Source organism: Stutzerimonas sp. NM35 (genome assembly GCF_054604355.1).
Genome location: NZ_CM137728.1, coordinates 1,826,003 through 1,841,850, shown reverse-complemented (window position 1 = coordinate 1,841,850; position 15,848 = coordinate 1,826,003). Strand labels below are relative to the sequence as shown.

The following is a 15,848-nucleotide window of genomic DNA, read 5'->3' as shown; positions in this document are numbered from 1 at the left end:
AGTGTTTCGTCCGTTGCAATTGCCCGAGTTGGGGCGCGACGGCATAATGTAGCCCTTTTTCTCTGCCCCTACATGTTGGAAGGAACTGCCCGTGACTCAGAAGCCCGACCAGTGTCTTGGTGAATGGATTGACCGCGAAGCGCTCGCTGAAGCGATGATTCCGCTGATTGGCCAGCTGTACCGCAACAACAACGTGGTGACCTCCATCTATGGTCGTGGCCTGATCAATCGCTCGGTGATCGCCATTCTCAAGGCACATCGCTTCGCTCGCCACCGCCAGGCCGATGAGGCGGAACTGTCCGTCCACGAAACCCACCAGATCCTCACCACCATGACCGACATGAACCTGGGCGCCGCTTCGGTCGACCTGGGCAAGCTGGTGGGCAAGTTCAAGGCCGAAGGCAATGGCCGTACTCTGGACCAGTTCGTGCGTGACGAGCTGGCCGAGGTCGCGGGCAAGCGCACCGCAGCCACCGAGCGCAAGGGCACCGACGTGGTGCTTTACGGTTTTGGCCGTATTGGCCGCTTGCTGGCGCGTATCCTGATCGAGAAGACCGGTGGCGGCGATGGCCTGCGTCTGCGCGCCATCGTCGTGCGCAAGGGTGCCGAGAACGATCTGGTCAAGCGTGCCAGCCTGCTGCGCCGCGATTCGGTACACGGCCCGTTCGACGGCACTATCCATATCGATGCCGAGAACAACACCATCACCGCCAACGGCAACCTGATCCAGGTGATCTACTCCAACGATCCGGCCTCGGTGGACTACACCCAGTACGGCATCGAGAACGCGCTGCTGGTCGACAATACCGGCAAGTGGCGTGACGCCGAAGGCCTGAGTCAGCACCTCAAGTGCCCAGGCGTTGCACGCGTGGTGCTGACCGCGCCAGGCAAGGGCGAACTGAAGAACATCGTGCATGGCATCAACCATGGCGACATCACCGCCGATGACAAGATCATCTCCGCGGCTTCCTGTACTACCAACGCCATCGTGCCGGTGCTCAAGGCGGTCAATGACCAGTACGGCATCGTCAACGGCCACGTGGAAACCGTGCATTCCTACACCAACGACCAGAACCTGATCGACAACTTCCACAAGGGCAGCCGTCGTGGTCGTAGCGCCGCGCTGAACATGGTCATCACCGAGACCGGCGCCGCCACTGCTGCCGCCAAGGCGCTGCCGGTGCTCAAGGGCAAGCTGACCGGCAACGCCATTCGTGTGCCAACGCCCAACGTCTCGATGGCGATTCTCAACCTGAACCTGGAGAAGGCCACCACCCGCGAAGAAATCAACGAGTACCTGCGCCAGATGGCCATGCACTCGGATCTGCAGAAGCAGATCGACTTCGTCAACTCGCAGGAAGTGGTGTCGACCGACTTCGTCGGCTCGCGCCATGCCGGTGTCGTCGATGCCGAGGCGACCATCAGCTGCGACAACCGTGTCGTGCTCTACGTCTGGTACGACAACGAGTTCGGCTACAGCTGCCAGGTCGTGCGCGTCATGGAAGACATGGCCGGGGTCAACCCGCCGGCCTTCCCGCGCTGAGGCGACACTGAATGAAAGACGGGAGCTTCGGCTCCCGTTTTTTTTAGCAAAAGCTTCGTGGCTTCAGGGACGATTAATCCGGCGAATAACGTTGACTCCGCCCGTCGGGTCGGTGAAGCGTGACCCGGCCTACGAAGCCCAGCATTTGTAGGTCGGATTAGCCGAAGGCGTAATCCGGCGATTTGAAGGCGTAATCCGACGATCCGCAGGTGTAACCCCTACCTTTCGCTATCCAGGGAAAGGACGAACGCGCGAATCCGTTCGGCGGCTTCGATGCACTCGGCCAGCGGCGCGACCAGCGCTAGGCGCACGCGGCCCGCGCCGGGGTTGAAGCCATCGACTTCGCGCGACAGGTAGGAGCCCGGTACTACGGTCACGTGTTCACGAGCATAAAGTTCGCGGGTAAAGCACTGGTCGTCGATGGGTGTTTTCGGCCACAGGTAGAAGCCGCCATCGGGGCGCTGTACGTCCAGAACCGGTGCGAGGATATCCAGCACGGCAGCGAATTTTTCCCGGTACATCCGGCGATTGGCCTGGACGTGGGCTTCGTCGTTCCAGGCGGCGATGCTGGCCAGTTGCGTCGGCACCGACATGGCGCAGCCGTGGTAGGTACGGTAGAGCAGGAAGGCCTTGAGGATGCGCGCATCGCCAGCGACGAAGCCCGAGCGCAGGCCCGGCAGGTTGGAGCGTTTGGACAGGCTGTGAAAGGCCACGCAGCGGCTGAAGTCATCGCGACCCAGGGCTGCGCAGGCAGACAGCAGGCCGGGCGGTGGCTGGTCTTCGTCGAAATACAGCTCGCTGTAGCACTCGTCGGCAGCGATGACGAAATCATGTTCGTCGGCCAGCGCGATCAGCTTCTTCAGCGTTTCCAGCGGCACCAGGGCGCCGGTGGGGTTGCCGGGCGAGCAGAGAAAGAGAATCTGGGTGCGCTTCCAGATATCGTCCGAAACCTGGTCGAAATCCGGGTTGAAACCGTTCTCCGCCGTGCAGGGCAGGTAATGCGGCGTGGCGCCGGCCAGCAGCGTGGCGCCCTCGTAAATCTGGTAGAAGGGGTTGGGGCTGATCACCAGGGCGTCGGGCTGGCGGTTGACCACGGCCTGGGTAAAGGAGAACAGCGCTTCGCGGGTGCCGTTGACCGGCAGCACATGTTGCGCCGGGTCGAGTGCGCCCTGGTTCAGGCCAAAGCGGCGCTCACACCAGCCGGCGATGGAATCGCGCAGTGCAGGAATGCCGAGAGTGGTCGGGTACACGGCCAGTTGGTCGAGGTTGTCCGCCAGCGCTTGGGCGACGAAGTCTGGTGAGCGATGCTTCGGCTCGCCGATGGACAGCGCGATGGGGCGCTTGTCGCCGGGCGGCTGGGCATCGGCAAGCAGGGCGCGGAGTTTTTCGAAGGGGTAGGGCTGCAGCAGGTTCAGGGCGTCATTCATTGTTGGAGTCTTCGACACGTCGGGAAATAATCTCAAGGGTGCTTCTAAAAACGTAGGCGAGGCAGTCAGCGCAAGGCGAAAACAGGCGAAAAAGCGCAGTTTACAGCTGTAAATGAGCATTTTGATCGGACTCGCGCACGAGGCTTTTTTCAACGCAGCGATGGCAACGCAGGTAGTTTTTAGAGGTGCTCTTCAGTCGTTGCGCGCGCCGCCATAATAGGCGCAGCCGCGAAGGGTCTGGCCGTCGTCGAGGCGCAGTTCGGCGCTCAGGTGGCTGATGGCGCCCGAGGCGCTGTCCACGCAGCGCTGCGGTGCGACCCAGAGATTGAGTCGCTGATTGTCGGCTTCGCTGCTGAAACTGGCCTGCCCACCGGGCAGTTGCTCTTCGAGATAGGGCAGCGCCAGCGGGGGATGATCGGGGCGCTCGAACAGCATGCCCTGGCGGGTGATGCGCAGGCTCCAGAAGGGTTCGTTGCCACTTGCGCGCAGCATCAGGTGCTGGAAATTGTCGGCATTGCAACCGTGACCTTCGCTCTGCAGGCGATAGACGCGGGTCAGTTGCAGCTGGCCTGTGCCGTCAGCTCTGGAAACCAGTTTGCCGCGCACGTCGGCGAACAGGGCCTGACCGCCGTCGCTCCACAGGGCCTGGGCATCGTCCGACAGGTCGGTTGCGGCGGTATCGACGAGTTCCAGCTGGCGCTGACCCTGACAGGTACGCAGCAGGAACTGGCCTTCGCTGCGGGTGATCTCGCCTTGCAGGCGTTCCGTCGGCTGGACCGTGGCGCGCTCATTCCAGCCGAGCATCTGACAGCCGGCGAAGAGTGGCAGCAAGGCAAACAGCAGAGTGCGATGGCTGATCATGGCGTAGCTCGAGGTAGATGAGCGCCAGCGGGCTGGCGCAGAAGGATCAGTTGCCCTTTACGGTTTTGCCGCCGACGATGCCGTCTTCGAGCATGATCTGGTATTCCTTGCCGTCCTTTTCCACCTGATGCAGGCGCACCAGCAGGTAGTCCCAGTCGGTGGCGAACCAGAGAATGGTCTGGCGCTTGCTCTGCGTGGGATCGCGCACGCGCTCGACCTTGATCGCATCGACCTGGCCAGCCTTGGTGCTGACCTGTTCCTCGCCCAGCACGCGGAAGTCGTAGGTTTCGATTTCATCGCCATCGACGACCTGGTAACTCATGCTCCGCTCGCCAGCCGCCACGGCATGTTGCAGCGCAATTTGGTAGGTGGACTTGTCCAGCAGCCCGCGATTGAGCGGCAGCTTGACCGGATCGCCGCGATCCTCGCCGACTACCTGTTTGGCATCCCAGTCGAAGGTGTGCTTGACCGCCTTGCCCTTGCCCAGACCGCTGCGCTTGAGGCGGTAGCTCTGAGGCAGGAAGGTTTCGCCTTCGAGCGCAAAGGTGCTGCGCTCGTTGAGACTGGCGACCAGCATGGAGGCTTCGAAATCGAGCCGCCAGTTGCCATCGTCGAGTTTTTCCAGGCTGCGCTGGGCCGTGCCGCTGACGGGCACCTGTTTCCAGTCCGCCGTGTAGGTGGCGGAGAAGGGCTTGAGGTCCAGGGCGTGGGCCGGCAGGGCCAGTACGGCAAGAGCGAGCAGCAGGGCGCGGCGCATTGGAGTCTCCTAGATTCGTATCAGGTGGCCGGTGACCGGCAGCGGAACGTCGTCCAGCATCGCGCCCTGGGCTGCGAGACGCAAGCGGCCTTCGGCGAACCAGCGAACGGCCAGCGGGTAGATGACATGTTCGGCGGCGTGTACCCGGCTGGTCAGGGCGTCGACGCTGTTATCGCTGCCGATGGTGAAGGCGGCCTGTAGTGCCACGGGGCCACCATCAAGCTCTTCGGTGACGAAGTGCACGCTGCAACCATGCTCACTGTCGCCGGCTTCGAGGGCGCGGCGATGCGTATCCAGTCCCTTGTGCCGGGGCAGCAGAGAGGGATGGATATTGAGCAGACGGCCCTGGTAATGGCGCACGAATGCGGGTGTGAGAATGCGCATGAAGCCGGCCAGCAGCACCAGTTGCGGCGAATACTGGTCGATGATCGCCATCAGCGCGGTATCGAAGGCCTCGCGATCACTGAAGTCCTTGTGCTGCACCACATGGGCGGGAATACCGGCAGCCTGCGCGCGGTGCAGTCCGAATGCTTCGGCGCGATTGGAGATCACCGCGCGGATGCAGGTAGGGTTTTCGTCACCCAGGCTGTCGATCAGGGCCTGGAGGTTGCTGCCAGACCCGGAAATCAGTACGACGACATTGCAGGGTGCGCTCATCAGCGGTTTTTCAGATTGTTCAGCACGACACGCTCGGCATCAGCGCCAGCGGTTGCGATCTCGCCGATGACCCAGGGCGACTCGCCGCTTGCGCGCAGGTTACCGAGAACGCTTTCGACCTGTTCCTGCGCCACGCAGATGACCATGCCGACGCCGCAGTTGAGCACGCGATGCATCTCGTGCTCGTCGACGTTGCCCTGCTGCTGCAGCCAGTCGAACACTGCCGGACGCTGCCAGCTGGCGACGTCGATGACCGCCTGGCTGCCCTCGGGCAGGACGCGCGGGATATTGTCCAGCAGACCGCCGCCGGTGATATGGGCCATGGCCTTGACCGCGCCGGTGTCCTTGATCAGCTTGAGCAGCGGCTTGATGTAGATGCGTGTCGGCGCCATCAGCAGTTCGGTCAGCGGCTTGCCGTCGAGCTGGATCTGCTCGATATCGGCGCCGGCGACTTCGATGATCTTGCGGATCAGCGAGTAACCATTGGAATGCGGGCCGGAAGAGGGCAGCGCGATCAGCGCATCGCCGGCGGCGACTTTCGAGCCATCGATGATTTCGCTCTTTTCCACCACGCCGACGCAGAAGCCGGCCAGGTCGTAGTCTTCGCCCTCGTACATGCCGGGCATTTCGGCGGTTTCACCACCGACCAGCGAACAGCCGGCCAGCTCGCAGCCGGCGCCGATGCCGGTGACCACGGTGGCGGCGATGTCGACGTTGAGTTTGCCGGTGGCGTAGTAATCGAGGAAGAACAGCGGCTCGGCGCCGCACACCACCAGGTCGTTGACGCACATGGCGACCAGGTCCTGGCCGATGCTGTCGTGACGGTTCAGGTTCAGCGCCAGGCGCAGCTTGGTGCCCACGCCGTCGGTGCCGGAAACCAGTACCGGCTGCCTGTAGCCGGCGGGAATTTCACAGAGCGCGCCGAAGCCGCCCAGGCCGCCCATGACTTCAGGGCGCGCGGTGCGCTTGGCGACGCCCTTGATGCGTTCGACCAGCGCTTCGCCCGCATCGATATCGACGCCAGCGTCCTTGTAGCTGATGGAGGGTTGCTTGCTCATAGAGAATCCGGACCTGTGAAGGGAATGCGGGGCGACCAGGTCGGAACGAGGCTGAGCCTCGACGTGGCGAGGGCGCCAGACCGGTCTGCGGAAAGCGCGCGATTTTATCAGGCTTGCCGCATAGCGGCCATCCCGCGCATGATTCCTGACCGGTGAAGTTTTGCCTATCCATCTTTGTTTGTCGCCCAACATGCAGCGCAGCGGTTGCCCTGATTCAGGGGCCTGTTTAAGGTGTGAGCCTGATTCCCGATGGCCTGATGGGCCGTTGCCACCGGGCTTTCCCGTCTGCCCAGCCAGCGAGTACTTTCATGCGTCTTATTCCCCGTCTTTTGACCCTCTGCTGCGCGCTGCTGGCCACTTCTTCAGCCATGGCCGCGCCGCTTGCCGATCTGTACAAGGTGCGTGAAGCGGTTGCCACGCAGCGGTCGGATGAGCGCGAGCATGCGTTGCGCCAGGCATTCGACACATTGCTGCTGCGCCTGACGGGCGATGCGGATACGCCGAGCGAGGCCGTTGCGCAACTGCGCCAGGACCCGCAGCAGCTGGTCAGCCGATATGCCTATGATGAAGGCGCGCTGGTGGTGGACTTCGACCCACTCACGACCGAACGTGCGCTGCGCTCCGCCGGGCTGTCGCTGTGGGGCGCGGAGCGTCCCGGTATTCTGGCCTGGTGGCTGATCGAATCGATCGAGGGTTCCCGGCTCGTGGGTGACGCGCAGGAAGGTACCGCCGATCTGCAGGCTGCCGCCCAGCACCGTGGCCTGCCGCTGCGCCTGCCGCTCGCCGATCTGAGCGAACAGCTCGCCATCACCGCTGAAACCCTGGCCGCGAAAGATCCGCAGGCCCTTCGCGAGCTGTCCGAACGCTACGATGCGGATGGCTTGCTGGCCGTGAGGGCGCGCCAGTCCGGCGAGCGCTGGGAGGCGGACTGGATATTCTGGCTGGCCGACAAGCAGACCCAGGGCAAGGCGAGTGACGATGATCGCGCCGAGCTGGCCGATGCGGTGATGCGGGCGGTCAGCGCATTCCTCGCACCCCACTACCGTGTCGCGCCGGGTGCGACTGCGGAGATCACCCTTGAGGTGCTGGGGGCCGATGTCGAGCGCTTTGCCGAGCTGGACCGTCTGCTGGAGCCCTTCGGCGCGCGTCTGCTGCGGGTGGAAAGTGACCGGCTGGTCTATCAGCTCAACGCCAGCCCGGAGCAGTTGCGAGCGCAGCTTGCCCTGGCGCGACTGCGGGAAGTGCCAGCCGACGAGGTTGCGGCCCCGCTGCCGCTGGACGCCGGAGTATCGGCGGATGTCGAAACGCCGCTGGATGCCGAGGCTGCGCTGGCAGAGCCGGATCAGCCTGCCGCTGAGCAACCGCAGCAGCCCGACGAAGGCGACGTGTTGCGCTATCGCTGGTGATGGACGTTCACTTTTTGGCCGGCGCATGGCGCGCCGCATTCCGATGCGCATGCTGGATTCGCGGCTGCAGCCACCCTGCAGTCTGCGGATATCTGAACAAGGCATACTGAACATGACGATTACACATACCAACCGCTGGCTATGGCTGGCGGCACTCGTATTGCTCGGCTGGCTGATTTATCGGCTTTCGCCGATTCTTTCGCCGTTTCTGGTGGGTATTCTGCTGGCCTATCTGGGCGACCCGCTGGTGGATCGTCTGGAGCGCAGGAACCTTTCCCGTACCTGGGGCGTGATCGTGGTGTTCACGCTGTTTACCTTGCTCTGCATGCTGCTGCTATTGGTGCTGCTGCCGATGCTCGGCAAGCAATTGATGCATTTGTACGAGCTGGCGCCGCAGGGGCTCGACTGGCTGCAGGTCACGGCGTTGCCTTGGGTGCAGACGCGGTTCGGCCTCGAAGAAGACTTCTGGCGCCTCGACCAGCTCAAGAGCGCATTCTCAGGCAACCTCGGCAGCACAAAGGATGTGCTGGCGGTGATTCTCAGCCAGGCGACGGCTTCGAGCCTGGCACTGCTGGCCTGGCTGGCGAATCTGCTGCTGGTGCCGGTGGTCTGCTTCTACCTGCTGCGTGACTGGGACCTGATCATGGCCAAGCTGCGTGGGCTGCTGCCGCGCCGGCGCGAGCAGACCGTCATGCAGCTGATGCGTGAATGCCATGAGGTGATCGGCGCCTTTCTGCGTGGACAGCTGTTGGTGATGCTGGCGCTGGCGGTGGTTTATTCCGTTGGTCTGATGCTGATCGGCGTCGAGCTGGGACTGTTGATCGGGGTGCTGGCCGGGCTCGCCAGCATCGTGCCCTACATGGGCTTCGTGGTCGGCATCGGTGCGGCAATCGTCGCGGTACTGTTCCAGTTCGGCCTCGCTCCCTATCCCTTGTTGGGCGTTGTGGCGGTATTCACGGTGGGGCAGATGCTCGAAGGCATGTTGCTGACGCCGCTGCTGGTGGGGGATCGGATCGGCCTGCATCCTGTGGCTGTGATCTTTGCGGTGCTGGCCGGAGGACAGTTGTTCGGTTTTGCTGGCATTCTGCTGGCATTGCCGGTGGCGGCGGTGATCATGGTTCTGCTGCGTCATGTGCATGATCTCTATAAACTCTCCGATTTGTACGCCGAGCCCGTCGTCGAAGCGCCTGCACCCATCGAGCCGCCAAGTCAGCCATGAAACCCATCCAGCTCCCTTTGGGCATCCGTCTTCGTGACGATGCAACCTTCGCCAACTTCTATCCGGGCGCCAATGCTGCTGCGATGGGCTATGTCGAGCGTGTCTGTTCGCCCGAGGCCGGCTGGTCGGATGAGCTGATCTATCTCTGGGGCAATCTTGGCGTCGGGCGCAGTCACCTGTTACAGGCTGCCTGCCTGCGTGTCGAACAGCGTGGTGAGCGGGCTGTCTATCTGCCGCTGGCTGAGGTAGCCGAGTATGGTCCGGCGCTGCTGGATAATCTGGAGCAATGCGAGCTGGTGTGCCTGGATGACCTGGATGCGGTCGCCGCTGACCCGCTTTGGGAAGAGGCGCTGTTCCATCTGTTCAATCGCCTGCGCGACAGCGGGCGCCGTCTGCTGCTCGCGGCAGATGCCTCGCCGCGTGAAATCGCCGTGCAGCTGCCCGATCTCAAGTCCCGGCTGAGCCTGGCGCTGGTGTTCCAGCTGCAGCAGCTCTCTGATGAGGACAAGCTGCGCGCGCTTCAGTTGCGTGCCTCGCGGCGTGGCCTGAACCTGCCGGATGATGTGGGTCGTTTCATCCTCACACGCGGCGCAAGGAGCATGAACGCACTGTTCGAACTCCTCGACCGCCTCGATCAGGCCTCATTGCAGGCCCAGCGCAAACTGACCATTCCCTTCCTCAAGGAAACGCTCGGCTGGTAAACGCCAAGCCGATCTGAAGGCAGGCTGCTCCACGGGGCGGAGCATTCGTGGAAGCGACTTCAGGCGCGAAGGGTTGTGCCAGCCTATGCGTGGATGGAGAGGCTGCCAGGCATGGGTGCTGTCGTTGCGTTCAGGCTGCTTATGGACTGCTCAACCTGTTTCAGGTCTCTATCAATTTTACTGAGATCTTTCTGGTCTTCGCGGTCGGGTTTGCGCTGGGCTGCCTTGGCGGCAGCCACCAGGGCCTTGAGTTCGCGCAGGGCCTCTGCGAGCAGTTTGGCGTCGGAATGGCGTTGAGATTGCCGGCTTCCTGCAGGGGGCTGGGCGTCGAACGAGGTGGGCTGCGGGTGGGGCGCTTCTTCGTCTTCGTTTTCTTCTTCGGCGCTGGCTTGCTGATCGGTAAGTTCTTGCTGGACTTGTGCGGTGAGCGTCTGGGCTTGCTGTTGTTCGTTGCTCTCCGGCATGGATGAGGTGTCAGGGCTGTCGGTCGGCATGCCGGGCTGGCTGGGCAGGGTGCCTGTCTCGCTGTAGGTAAATGTCGGCGTATTCATGCCGTTGCCGCCTTCGTTCAGCACTTTGGCCGCTGTGGCGAGTGTGCCGGCCAGTTGCTTGAGCTCACGCAGCAGGGCCTTGGAACCGCCAAAGAGCAAAATCATCCGCTTGAGCATCTGGATGCGTTGATGAACCTGCGACACCTGCTCGCGAGCGCTGTTTTTGCGGGCTTCATCGAAGCGGGTGGAGAGTGCGCTGCCAAAGGCGTGGGCGGCTTCGCCTGTTTTCTTCAAGGCTGCGCCGAGGGTCTGGCGTACATCAGGCGTGGACTCATCGGACTCGACAGCGGCCTGGGCGATACGTGACGTGCTCGCATCGGCACGCTGGATGAAAGATGCTCTGGAAGCGGTATCGAGAAAGAGGGTCATGCCTGCACTCCTTGCGCTATCCAACCCTATCGGCTGAACGCCTGGAAAGTTGAAGGGCGGCGGCAAGTTTCGCAGGTCGTGTTAGCCGAAGGCGTAACCCGACGAGGGCGAGCTGCAACTCTCAAGGAAAGTACTTCCTTGCTCGCGAGATACCCACAAAAAATCGCCGGGAGCGATTTTTGACGTCGCGCCAGCGACGGCCCGCAGGGTGGCTGCCAGGGATGGCAGGCCACAAAAAAGGGTCCCTCGCGGGACCCTTTTCAGTTGCTGGCAGTGCCGATTACTTCTTCAGATGCATGGTGCCATGCTCAGCCAGGTTGGCGTGCCAGGAGAAGGCTTTTTCCAGTACGTGCGGAGTGTGGCCGCCGCGCGCCTTGGCCTCTTCCAGATAGTCATAGGCTTGCTGCTTGTAATCGGGATGCATGCAGTTTTCGATGATGCGCTGAGCCGCTTCGACGGGCGCGAGGCCGCGCAGATCGGCATAGCCCTGTTCGGTGATGATGCAGTCCACATCGTGGTTGGTATGGTCGATGTGGGTTGCGAACGGCACGATCGAAGAGATCTTGCCCTGCTTCGCCGTGGAGGTGGTCACGAAGATGCTGATGCGTGCGTTACGGGCGAAGTCACCCGAACCGCCGATACCGTTCATCATGTGGGTACCGCTGACGTGAGTGGAGTTCACGTTGCCGTAGATATCGGCTTCCAGCGCAGTGTTGAAGGAAATGATACCCAGGCGGCGGATGACTTCAGGATGGTTGGAGATTTCCTGCGGACGGAATACCACCTTGCCTGCGTACTTGGCCATGTCGGAAGCCAGGTTGTCGACGCGCTTCTTGGACAGCGAGAAGGCGGTGCCGGCAGCGAACTTCACCACGCCAGCGTCGATCAGGTCGAATACGCCGTCCTGCAGTACTTCCGAAGCCACCACCAGGTCTTTGAACTCGGAGGTGCGCATGCCGTTCAGTACGGCGTTGGCTACGGAACCCACACCGGACTGCAGCGGAGCCAGGCTGTTGGTCAGGCGACCGGCTTTTACTTCTGCGCGGAGGAAGTCCAGCAGGTTGTCGGCGATCTGCTGGGTTTCTTCGTTCGGTTCGAACAGCGGCGACGGGATGTCCGGCTGGCTGGACAGGACGATGCCGCGAACCTTGGCCGGATCAACCGGGATGCCCACGGTGCCGATACGGGTACTGATGTCATAGACAGGGATGTCTTTACGAGCGTTTTCACCGGCAGGGCCAGGCACATAGATATCGTGCATGCCCTCGTACTCGCGCGGAGCGGAGGTGTTCAGCTCGATGATCACGTGCTTGGCGGTCTGTACGAAGATCGGCGAGTTACCCACGGAGCCGGTCGGAATGATCTGGCCGTCTTCGGTAATGGCTGCCGCTTCGATGATCGCGTAGTCGACCTGAGGCAGGACGCCCTGGCGGATCAGCTCTGCCATGTGGGACAGATGCTGGTCGATATAGAGGACTTCACCGGCGTTGATTTTCTTGCGCTGGACCGGGTTGCCCTGATAGGGAATGCGCTTGTTGATGATGCCGGCTTCAGCCATGGATTGGTCAGCGGCAGGCCCCATGGAGGCGCCGGTGAACAGGTTGACCTTGAACTTCTCTTTTTGGCCGCGCTCAGACAATGCTCTGGGGAATTCTTTTGGCTCACCGAACAGAGTGAAGCCACTCATGCCCAGTGTCATGCCGTCTTCGATCCACGATGCAGCTTCTTCTGCGGAAACGACTTTATCCAGGAATGCAGCATTGCGAATGTATTTGTTCAAATCCGTTGTCATGAAGTCACCGTAGAATTCGTCTCATGAATGTCTGTCGAGGTTCTGCATCCGTGATTTACCTGGCGCCCTGAAAGGCGCTGGATGCAGCTGTCTTCCAAACCGGAAGGCAAAAACCCGACTCTTTTACCACCCGCACTTGCGGAAGTCCATTGAGGGTGGCGTGCATGCAATTTTACATTCCCCAAGGGGCTATTCCCGTTTCGTCGAATCACGAGGGAACGGGAGCAGGCCCTACTTGCTCGCCCCATTCTAGGGTTCCCTGCTTTTTTGGCAGTTATACGAAAGTCGATGGTTCAGGTTGCATCGAAATGCTCCCGATCAGCTCTCGCCAGCGGCTTTTCGCTCGTACTGGTAGCCCCAGCGGGTGTAGAGCAGGGCACTGATGAACAAGGTCAGACTGATACTCGCTTCCAGCCAGCCATAGATCATTCGTGCCGGGTCGATGGCAGCAAGTACACCCTGGATAAAGTACAGATTGACGATAAAGCAGGTCCAGGCATGCGCGCGGGGGCTGCCGCCTATCATTCCGGGCGCGACCAGCAGCAAGGGAATCAGCTGAATGCTGATCACCACCCAGGTACGCGCGCCGTAGAGTTCGGCAAATGCCAGATTCCAGACCAGCAGTAATGCGGCGAGGGCGACAAAGCTGACCATGCTGATCGTCCGGCTGATCTTGACTCGCGGTTTCAGCCATTCGAGCGTCGGCAACGGCTTTTTCTTTCTAGCCACGTTTGCACTCCAGTGCGGTTGCTGTGCGGGCCAGGCGTTCGCCGAGAGCACGACACAGAGTAATTTCATGCTCGTCCAGCGGGCGCTTGCCATCCGCTCCGGCGAAATGACTGGGGCCGTAGGGTGTGCCGCCGCCACGTGTTTCCAGCAGTGCGCTTTCGCTGTACGGCAGGCCCATCAACAACATGCCGTGATGCAACAGTGGCAGCAGCATGGAGAGCAGGGTGCTCTCCTGGCCACCGTGCAGGCTGGCGGTGGACGTGAAGGCGCCGGCTGGCTTGCCGACCAGTTCACCGGTCAGCCAGAGACCGCTGGTGCCGTCGAGAAAGTATTTCAGCGGGGCGGCCATGTTGCCGAATCGGGTCGGGCTACCGAGCGCCAGGCCTGCGCAGTTCTTCAGGTCGTCGAGCGTTGCGTATATTGCGCCCTGTTCCGGGATGCTCGGCGCAACGGCCTCACACTCGGTGGAAACGGCAGGCACGGTGCGCAGTCGTGCTTCGAGCCCGACCTGTTCCACGCCACGGGCAATCTGCCGGGCCATTTCCTCCGTGGCGCCGTGGCGGCTGTAATACAGCACCAGAATATAGGGCGCGCTCATGGCAGGATCTCCAGTACCTTTTCCGGCGGTCGACCAATTACTGCTACATCGCCAGCAGTCAGGATCGGACGCTCGATAAGGCGGGGATGAGCGGCCATCGCTGCAATGAGCTGTGCGTCGCTGAGCGCAGGGTCAGACAGGTTGAGGTTGCTGTATTCCTCTTCGCCGCTGCGCAGCAACTGTCGCGGGGTGATGCCCAGGCTGGCAAGGAGCACCCGGAGTTCGCTCGCTGTGGGCGGCGCTTCCAGATAGTGGACGATGGTCGGCTGCAGACCACGCTCTTCGAGCAATTCCAGGGCCTGTCGTGATTTCGAGCAGCGTGGATTGTGGTAAAGGGTGAGTTCGGTCATTTGAGGTTGCTTCGCGCCAATGTAGTTGGTCATTCTAACCTTCAAAGCGGCGATGACTGAAACGCTGGCAGGCAGCAGCAGGCGTTCACCGAGGAGATGGAATGCAGCAACGGATCAACGATTTCGTGGAGTTCTGCCGTTTTCTGGTGCAGCGTTTTCTCGTGGATCACGGGCCTCAGAGCGCGGCGGCGCTGACCTACACCACGCTGTTCGCGGTGGTGCCGATGATGACCGTCACCTTCGCCATGCTTTCGGCCATTCCGGCCTTCCAGGGCGTGGGCGAGCAGATTCAGATGTATATCTTCAACAACTTCATTCCCTCGACGGGCGCAACCATTCAGGAATACCTGGTCGCCTTCACCAATCAGGCGCGGCAACTGACCTGGTTTGGTGTGGGTTTTCTGATGGCGACGGCGCTGATGATGTTGCTGACCATCGAAAAGGCTTTCAACCTTATCTGGCGTGTGCGCCAGCCGCGCCGGGGAATGTCGAGCTTCCTGCTGTACTGGGCGATTCTCAGCCTCGGCCCGCTGTTGCTTGGCGCGGGTTTCGCCATGAGCACCTATATCGCCTCGTTGTCGCTGCTGTCCGGCCCCTACGCGCTGATTGGCGCTGGCACCATGCTCAAGGCGATGCCGCTGCTGCTGAGCATTGCCGCCTTCACGCTGATCTACGCCGCCGTGCCCAATACCCGTGTGCCGCTGCGGCATGCGCTGGTCGGCGGTATTTTCACGGCGGTGCTGTTCGAGGCGGCCAAGCAGGTGTTCGGCCTGTACGTCAGTTACTTTCCCAGCTATCAGCTGATCTACGGCGCTTTTGCCGCCGTGCCGTTGTTTCTGCTGTGGATTTACCTGTCCTGGATGATCGTGCTGTTCGGGGCCGAGCTGGTCTGCGGCCTGTCGTCTTCGCAACAATGGCGGCGTCAGCCGGCGCCTCGCTTGCTGGTGATGCTGGCGCTGCTGAGGATTTTCTACCAGCATCAGCAGGCCGGGCGCGCAGTGCGGCTCAGAGATGCCCATCGCAACGGCTGGTTGTTGCCTGAGGATGAGTGGGACGAGATACTGGAATTCTTCGAGCGCGAGCGTCTGGTCTGTCGCACTGGTTCGTCCGGTTGGGTCATGTCTCGGGATCTGCATCATTACAGCTTCGATCAGTTGCTGCGCAGTAATCCCTGGCCGCTTTCGGGCATGCACGCGCTGCCTGAGCAGTTGGATGAGCCTTGGTACCCGGCTTTGCGTCAGGCCATGGAGTCGCTGCAGGAAGAACGGTCGAAGCTATTCGGCGGTAGTGTTGCCGATTGGCTGCAGGCGGAGTCGACAAGCGCGCCTGCGGGTGATGATGCAAGGAGTCGAGAATGATCAAGCGATCCCTGATGGGGTTGAGTCTGCTGGCTTGCCTGGCGTTGGCGGGCTGCAGTGAAGACTGGGGCCTGGACCAGCATGGTGCGCAAGTGACGGCGCAGCAACTCGACGGCCAGTGGCTGGTGATCAACTACTGGGCGGAGTGGTGTGGACCGTGCCGCACCGAGATTCCCGAGTTGAATGCACTGGATGATGCGCACGGCGACATCACCGTACTGGGCGTCAATTTCGATGGGCTGCAGGGGGAAGAGTTGGCGGCGGCGGCAACTGATCTGGGGATCGATTTCCGCGTGCTCAGCCTCGATCCCGCCGAGCGCCTGGATCTGCCACGCAGTGCGGTACTGCCGGTGACCTATCTCGTCGATAGCGCCGGAAAGGTACGCCAACGGCTGGTGGGTGAACAGACCGCCGAAGGGTTGCAGGCGCAACTGCAAGAGTTAAGGCAGCGTTAAGCGCGGCAAGCCTCAAG

General features: G+C 61.8%; 16 protein-coding genes. 6 read left to right on the top strand and 10 right to left on the bottom strand.

What is annotated here, in order from left to right; all coding sequences use genetic code 11:
- The first annotated feature begins 91 nt into the window (after positions 1–91).
- The gene (locus ACYCFC_RS08670) at positions 92–1,543 is read left to right on the top strand and encodes a glyceraldehyde-3-phosphate dehydrogenase (protein ID WP_459653691.1); all 1,452 of its coding nucleotides are present in this window, start codon (positions 92–94) and stop codon (positions 1,541–1,543) included.
- A 218-nt stretch (positions 1,544–1,761) separates the two neighbouring features.
- On the opposite strand, the gene dapC is transcribed toward ACYCFC_RS08670, so the two are convergent.
- The 5 genes from dapC to purM all read right to left on the bottom strand — a co-directional run bounded on the left by dapC (position 1,762) and on the right by purM (position 6,303).
- Complete coding sequence (gene dapC / locus ACYCFC_RS08665; protein ID WP_459653690.1) at positions 1,762–2,970, bottom strand: succinyldiaminopimelate transaminase; 1,209 nt, start codon at positions 2,968–2,970, stop codon at positions 1,762–1,764.
- Positions 2,971–3,162: 192 nt separating this feature from the next.
- Entirely contained in the window at positions 3,163–3,831 is a 669-nt protein-coding gene (locus tag ACYCFC_RS08660; protein WP_459653689.1) for a COG3650 family protein, read from the bottom strand.
- Between the two features lie 46 nt (positions 3,832–3,877).
- A complete protein-coding gene (locus ACYCFC_RS08655) occupies positions 3,878–4,588 on the bottom strand; it encodes a DUF3108 domain-containing protein (RefSeq protein ID WP_459653688.1) in 711 nt (236 codons plus the stop codon).
- A 9-nt stretch (positions 4,589–4,597) separates the two neighbouring features.
- Complete coding sequence (gene purN, locus ACYCFC_RS08650; protein WP_459653687.1) at positions 4,598–5,245, bottom strand: phosphoribosylglycinamide formyltransferase; 648 nt, start codon at positions 5,243–5,245, stop codon at positions 4,598–4,600.
- Positions 5,245–6,303: a phosphoribosylformylglycinamidine cyclo-ligase gene (gene purM / locus ACYCFC_RS08645; RefSeq protein ID WP_459653686.1), complete on the bottom strand. Its 1,059-nt coding sequence runs from the start codon at positions 6,301–6,303 to the stop codon at positions 5,245–5,247. The genes purN and purM overlap by 1 nt, the downstream gene beginning before the upstream one ends.
- Before the next feature lie 308 nt (positions 6,304–6,611).
- On the opposite strand from purM, the gene ACYCFC_RS08640 reads away from it, so the two are divergent.
- From ACYCFC_RS08640 to hda, 3 genes are all read left to right on the top strand, one after another.
- Positions 6,612–7,709: a DUF2066 domain-containing protein gene (locus ACYCFC_RS08640; RefSeq protein WP_459653685.1), complete on the top strand. Its 1,098-nt coding sequence runs from the start codon at positions 6,612–6,614 to the stop codon at positions 7,707–7,709.
- A 112-nt stretch (positions 7,710–7,821) separates the two neighbouring features.
- On the top strand, positions 7,822–8,928 hold the full coding sequence (locus tag ACYCFC_RS08635) for an AI-2E family transporter (protein WP_459653684.1): 1,107 nt from the start codon (positions 7,822–7,824) through the stop codon (positions 8,926–8,928).
- The gene (gene hda / locus ACYCFC_RS08630) at positions 8,925–9,629 is read left to right on the top strand and encodes a DnaA regulatory inactivator Hda (protein WP_181082652.1); all 705 of its coding nucleotides are present in this window, start codon (positions 8,925–8,927) and stop codon (positions 9,627–9,629) included. Before ACYCFC_RS08635 ends, hda begins: the two co-directional genes overlap by 4 nt.
- An 83-nt stretch (positions 9,630–9,712) precedes the next feature.
- Here hda and ACYCFC_RS08625 read toward each other — a convergent pair whose 3' ends face one another.
- The 5 genes from ACYCFC_RS08625 to arsC form a co-directional block, all read right to left on the bottom strand.
- Positions 9,713–10,549 (bottom strand): hypothetical protein, encoded by an 837-nt coding sequence (locus ACYCFC_RS08625; protein WP_459653683.1) that lies wholly within the window; start codon positions 10,547–10,549, stop codon positions 9,713–9,715.
- A gap of 280 nt (positions 10,550–10,829) precedes the next feature.
- Complete coding sequence (locus ACYCFC_RS08620; protein ID WP_181082654.1) at positions 10,830–12,341, bottom strand: succinate CoA transferase; 1,512 nt, start codon at positions 12,339–12,341, stop codon at positions 10,830–10,832.
- 318 nt (positions 12,342–12,659) lie between these two features.
- A complete protein-coding gene (locus ACYCFC_RS08615) occupies positions 12,660–13,070 on the bottom strand; it encodes a DUF2069 domain-containing protein (RefSeq protein ID WP_181082655.1) in 411 nt (136 codons plus the stop codon).
- Positions 13,063–13,668 carry an NAD(P)H:quinone oxidoreductase gene (gene wrbA, locus ACYCFC_RS08610; protein WP_181082656.1) on the bottom strand — a complete coding sequence of 202 codons (606 nt, stop codon included), beginning with the start codon at positions 13,666–13,668 and terminating at the stop codon, positions 13,063–13,065. The genes ACYCFC_RS08615 and wrbA overlap by 8 nt, the downstream gene beginning before the upstream one ends.
- A complete protein-coding gene (gene arsC, locus ACYCFC_RS08605) occupies positions 13,665–14,018 on the bottom strand; it encodes an arsenate reductase (glutaredoxin) (protein ID WP_459653682.1) in 354 nt (117 codons plus the stop codon). The genes wrbA and arsC overlap by 4 nt, the downstream gene beginning before the upstream one ends.
- A gap of 101 nt (positions 14,019–14,119) precedes the next feature.
- Between arsC and ACYCFC_RS08600 the strand changes: the two genes are divergently transcribed.
- Both ACYCFC_RS08600 and ACYCFC_RS08595 read left to right on the top strand, forming a co-directional pair.
- Positions 14,120–15,376 (top strand): virulence factor BrkB family protein, encoded by a 1,257-nt coding sequence (locus ACYCFC_RS08600; protein ID WP_459653681.1) that lies wholly within the window; start codon positions 14,120–14,122, stop codon positions 15,374–15,376.
- Positions 15,373–15,831 (top strand): TlpA family protein disulfide reductase, encoded by a 459-nt coding sequence (locus ACYCFC_RS08595; RefSeq protein ID WP_459653680.1) that lies wholly within the window; start codon positions 15,373–15,375, stop codon positions 15,829–15,831. The genes ACYCFC_RS08600 and ACYCFC_RS08595 overlap by 4 nt, the downstream gene beginning before the upstream one ends.
- Positions 15,832–15,848 lie beyond the last annotated feature (17 nt).

Bases quoted from the DNA above. Each gene is read 5' to 3' on its own strand.
- dapC (WP_459653690.1), bottom strand. From the start codon at position 2,970: ATGAATGACGCCCTGAACCTGCTGCAGCCCTACCCCTTCGAAAAACTC.
- ACYCFC_RS08660 (WP_459653689.1), bottom strand. From the start codon at position 3,831: ATGATCAGCCATCGCACTCTGCTGTTTGCCTTGCTGCCACTCTTCGCC.
- ACYCFC_RS08655 (WP_459653688.1), bottom strand. From the start codon at position 4,588: ATGCGCCGCGCCCTGCTGCTCGCTCTTGCCGTACTGGCCCTGCCGGCC.
- purN (WP_459653687.1), bottom strand. From the start codon at position 5,245: ATGAGCGCACCCTGCAATGTCGTCGTACTGATTTCCGGGTCTGGCAGC.
- purM (WP_459653686.1), bottom strand. From the start codon at position 6,303: ATGAGCAAGCAACCCTCCATCAGCTACAAGGACGCTGGCGTCGATATC.
- ACYCFC_RS08640 (WP_459653685.1), top strand. From the start codon at position 6,612: ATGCGTCTTATTCCCCGTCTTTTGACCCTCTGCTGCGCGCTGCTGGCC.
- ACYCFC_RS08635 (WP_459653684.1), top strand. From the start codon at position 7,822: ATGACGATTACACATACCAACCGCTGGCTATGGCTGGCGGCACTCGTA.
- hda (WP_181082652.1), top strand. From the start codon at position 8,925: ATGAAACCCATCCAGCTCCCTTTGGGCATCCGTCTTCGTGACGATGCA.
- ACYCFC_RS08625 (WP_459653683.1), bottom strand. From the start codon at position 10,549: ATGACCCTCTTTCTCGATACCGCTTCCAGAGCATCTTTCATCCAGCGT.
- ACYCFC_RS08620 (WP_181082654.1), bottom strand. From the start codon at position 12,341: ATGACAACGGATTTGAACAAATACATTCGCAATGCTGCATTCCTGGAT.
- wrbA (WP_181082656.1), bottom strand. From the start codon at position 13,668: ATGAGCGCGCCCTATATTCTGGTGCTGTATTACAGCCGCCACGGCGCC.
- arsC (WP_459653682.1), bottom strand. From the start codon at position 14,018: ATGACCGAACTCACCCTTTACCACAATCCACGCTGCTCGAAATCACGA.
- ACYCFC_RS08600 (WP_459653681.1), top strand. From the start codon at position 14,120: ATGCAGCAACGGATCAACGATTTCGTGGAGTTCTGCCGTTTTCTGGTG.
- ACYCFC_RS08595 (WP_459653680.1), top strand. From the start codon at position 15,373: ATGATCAAGCGATCCCTGATGGGGTTGAGTCTGCTGGCTTGCCTGGCG.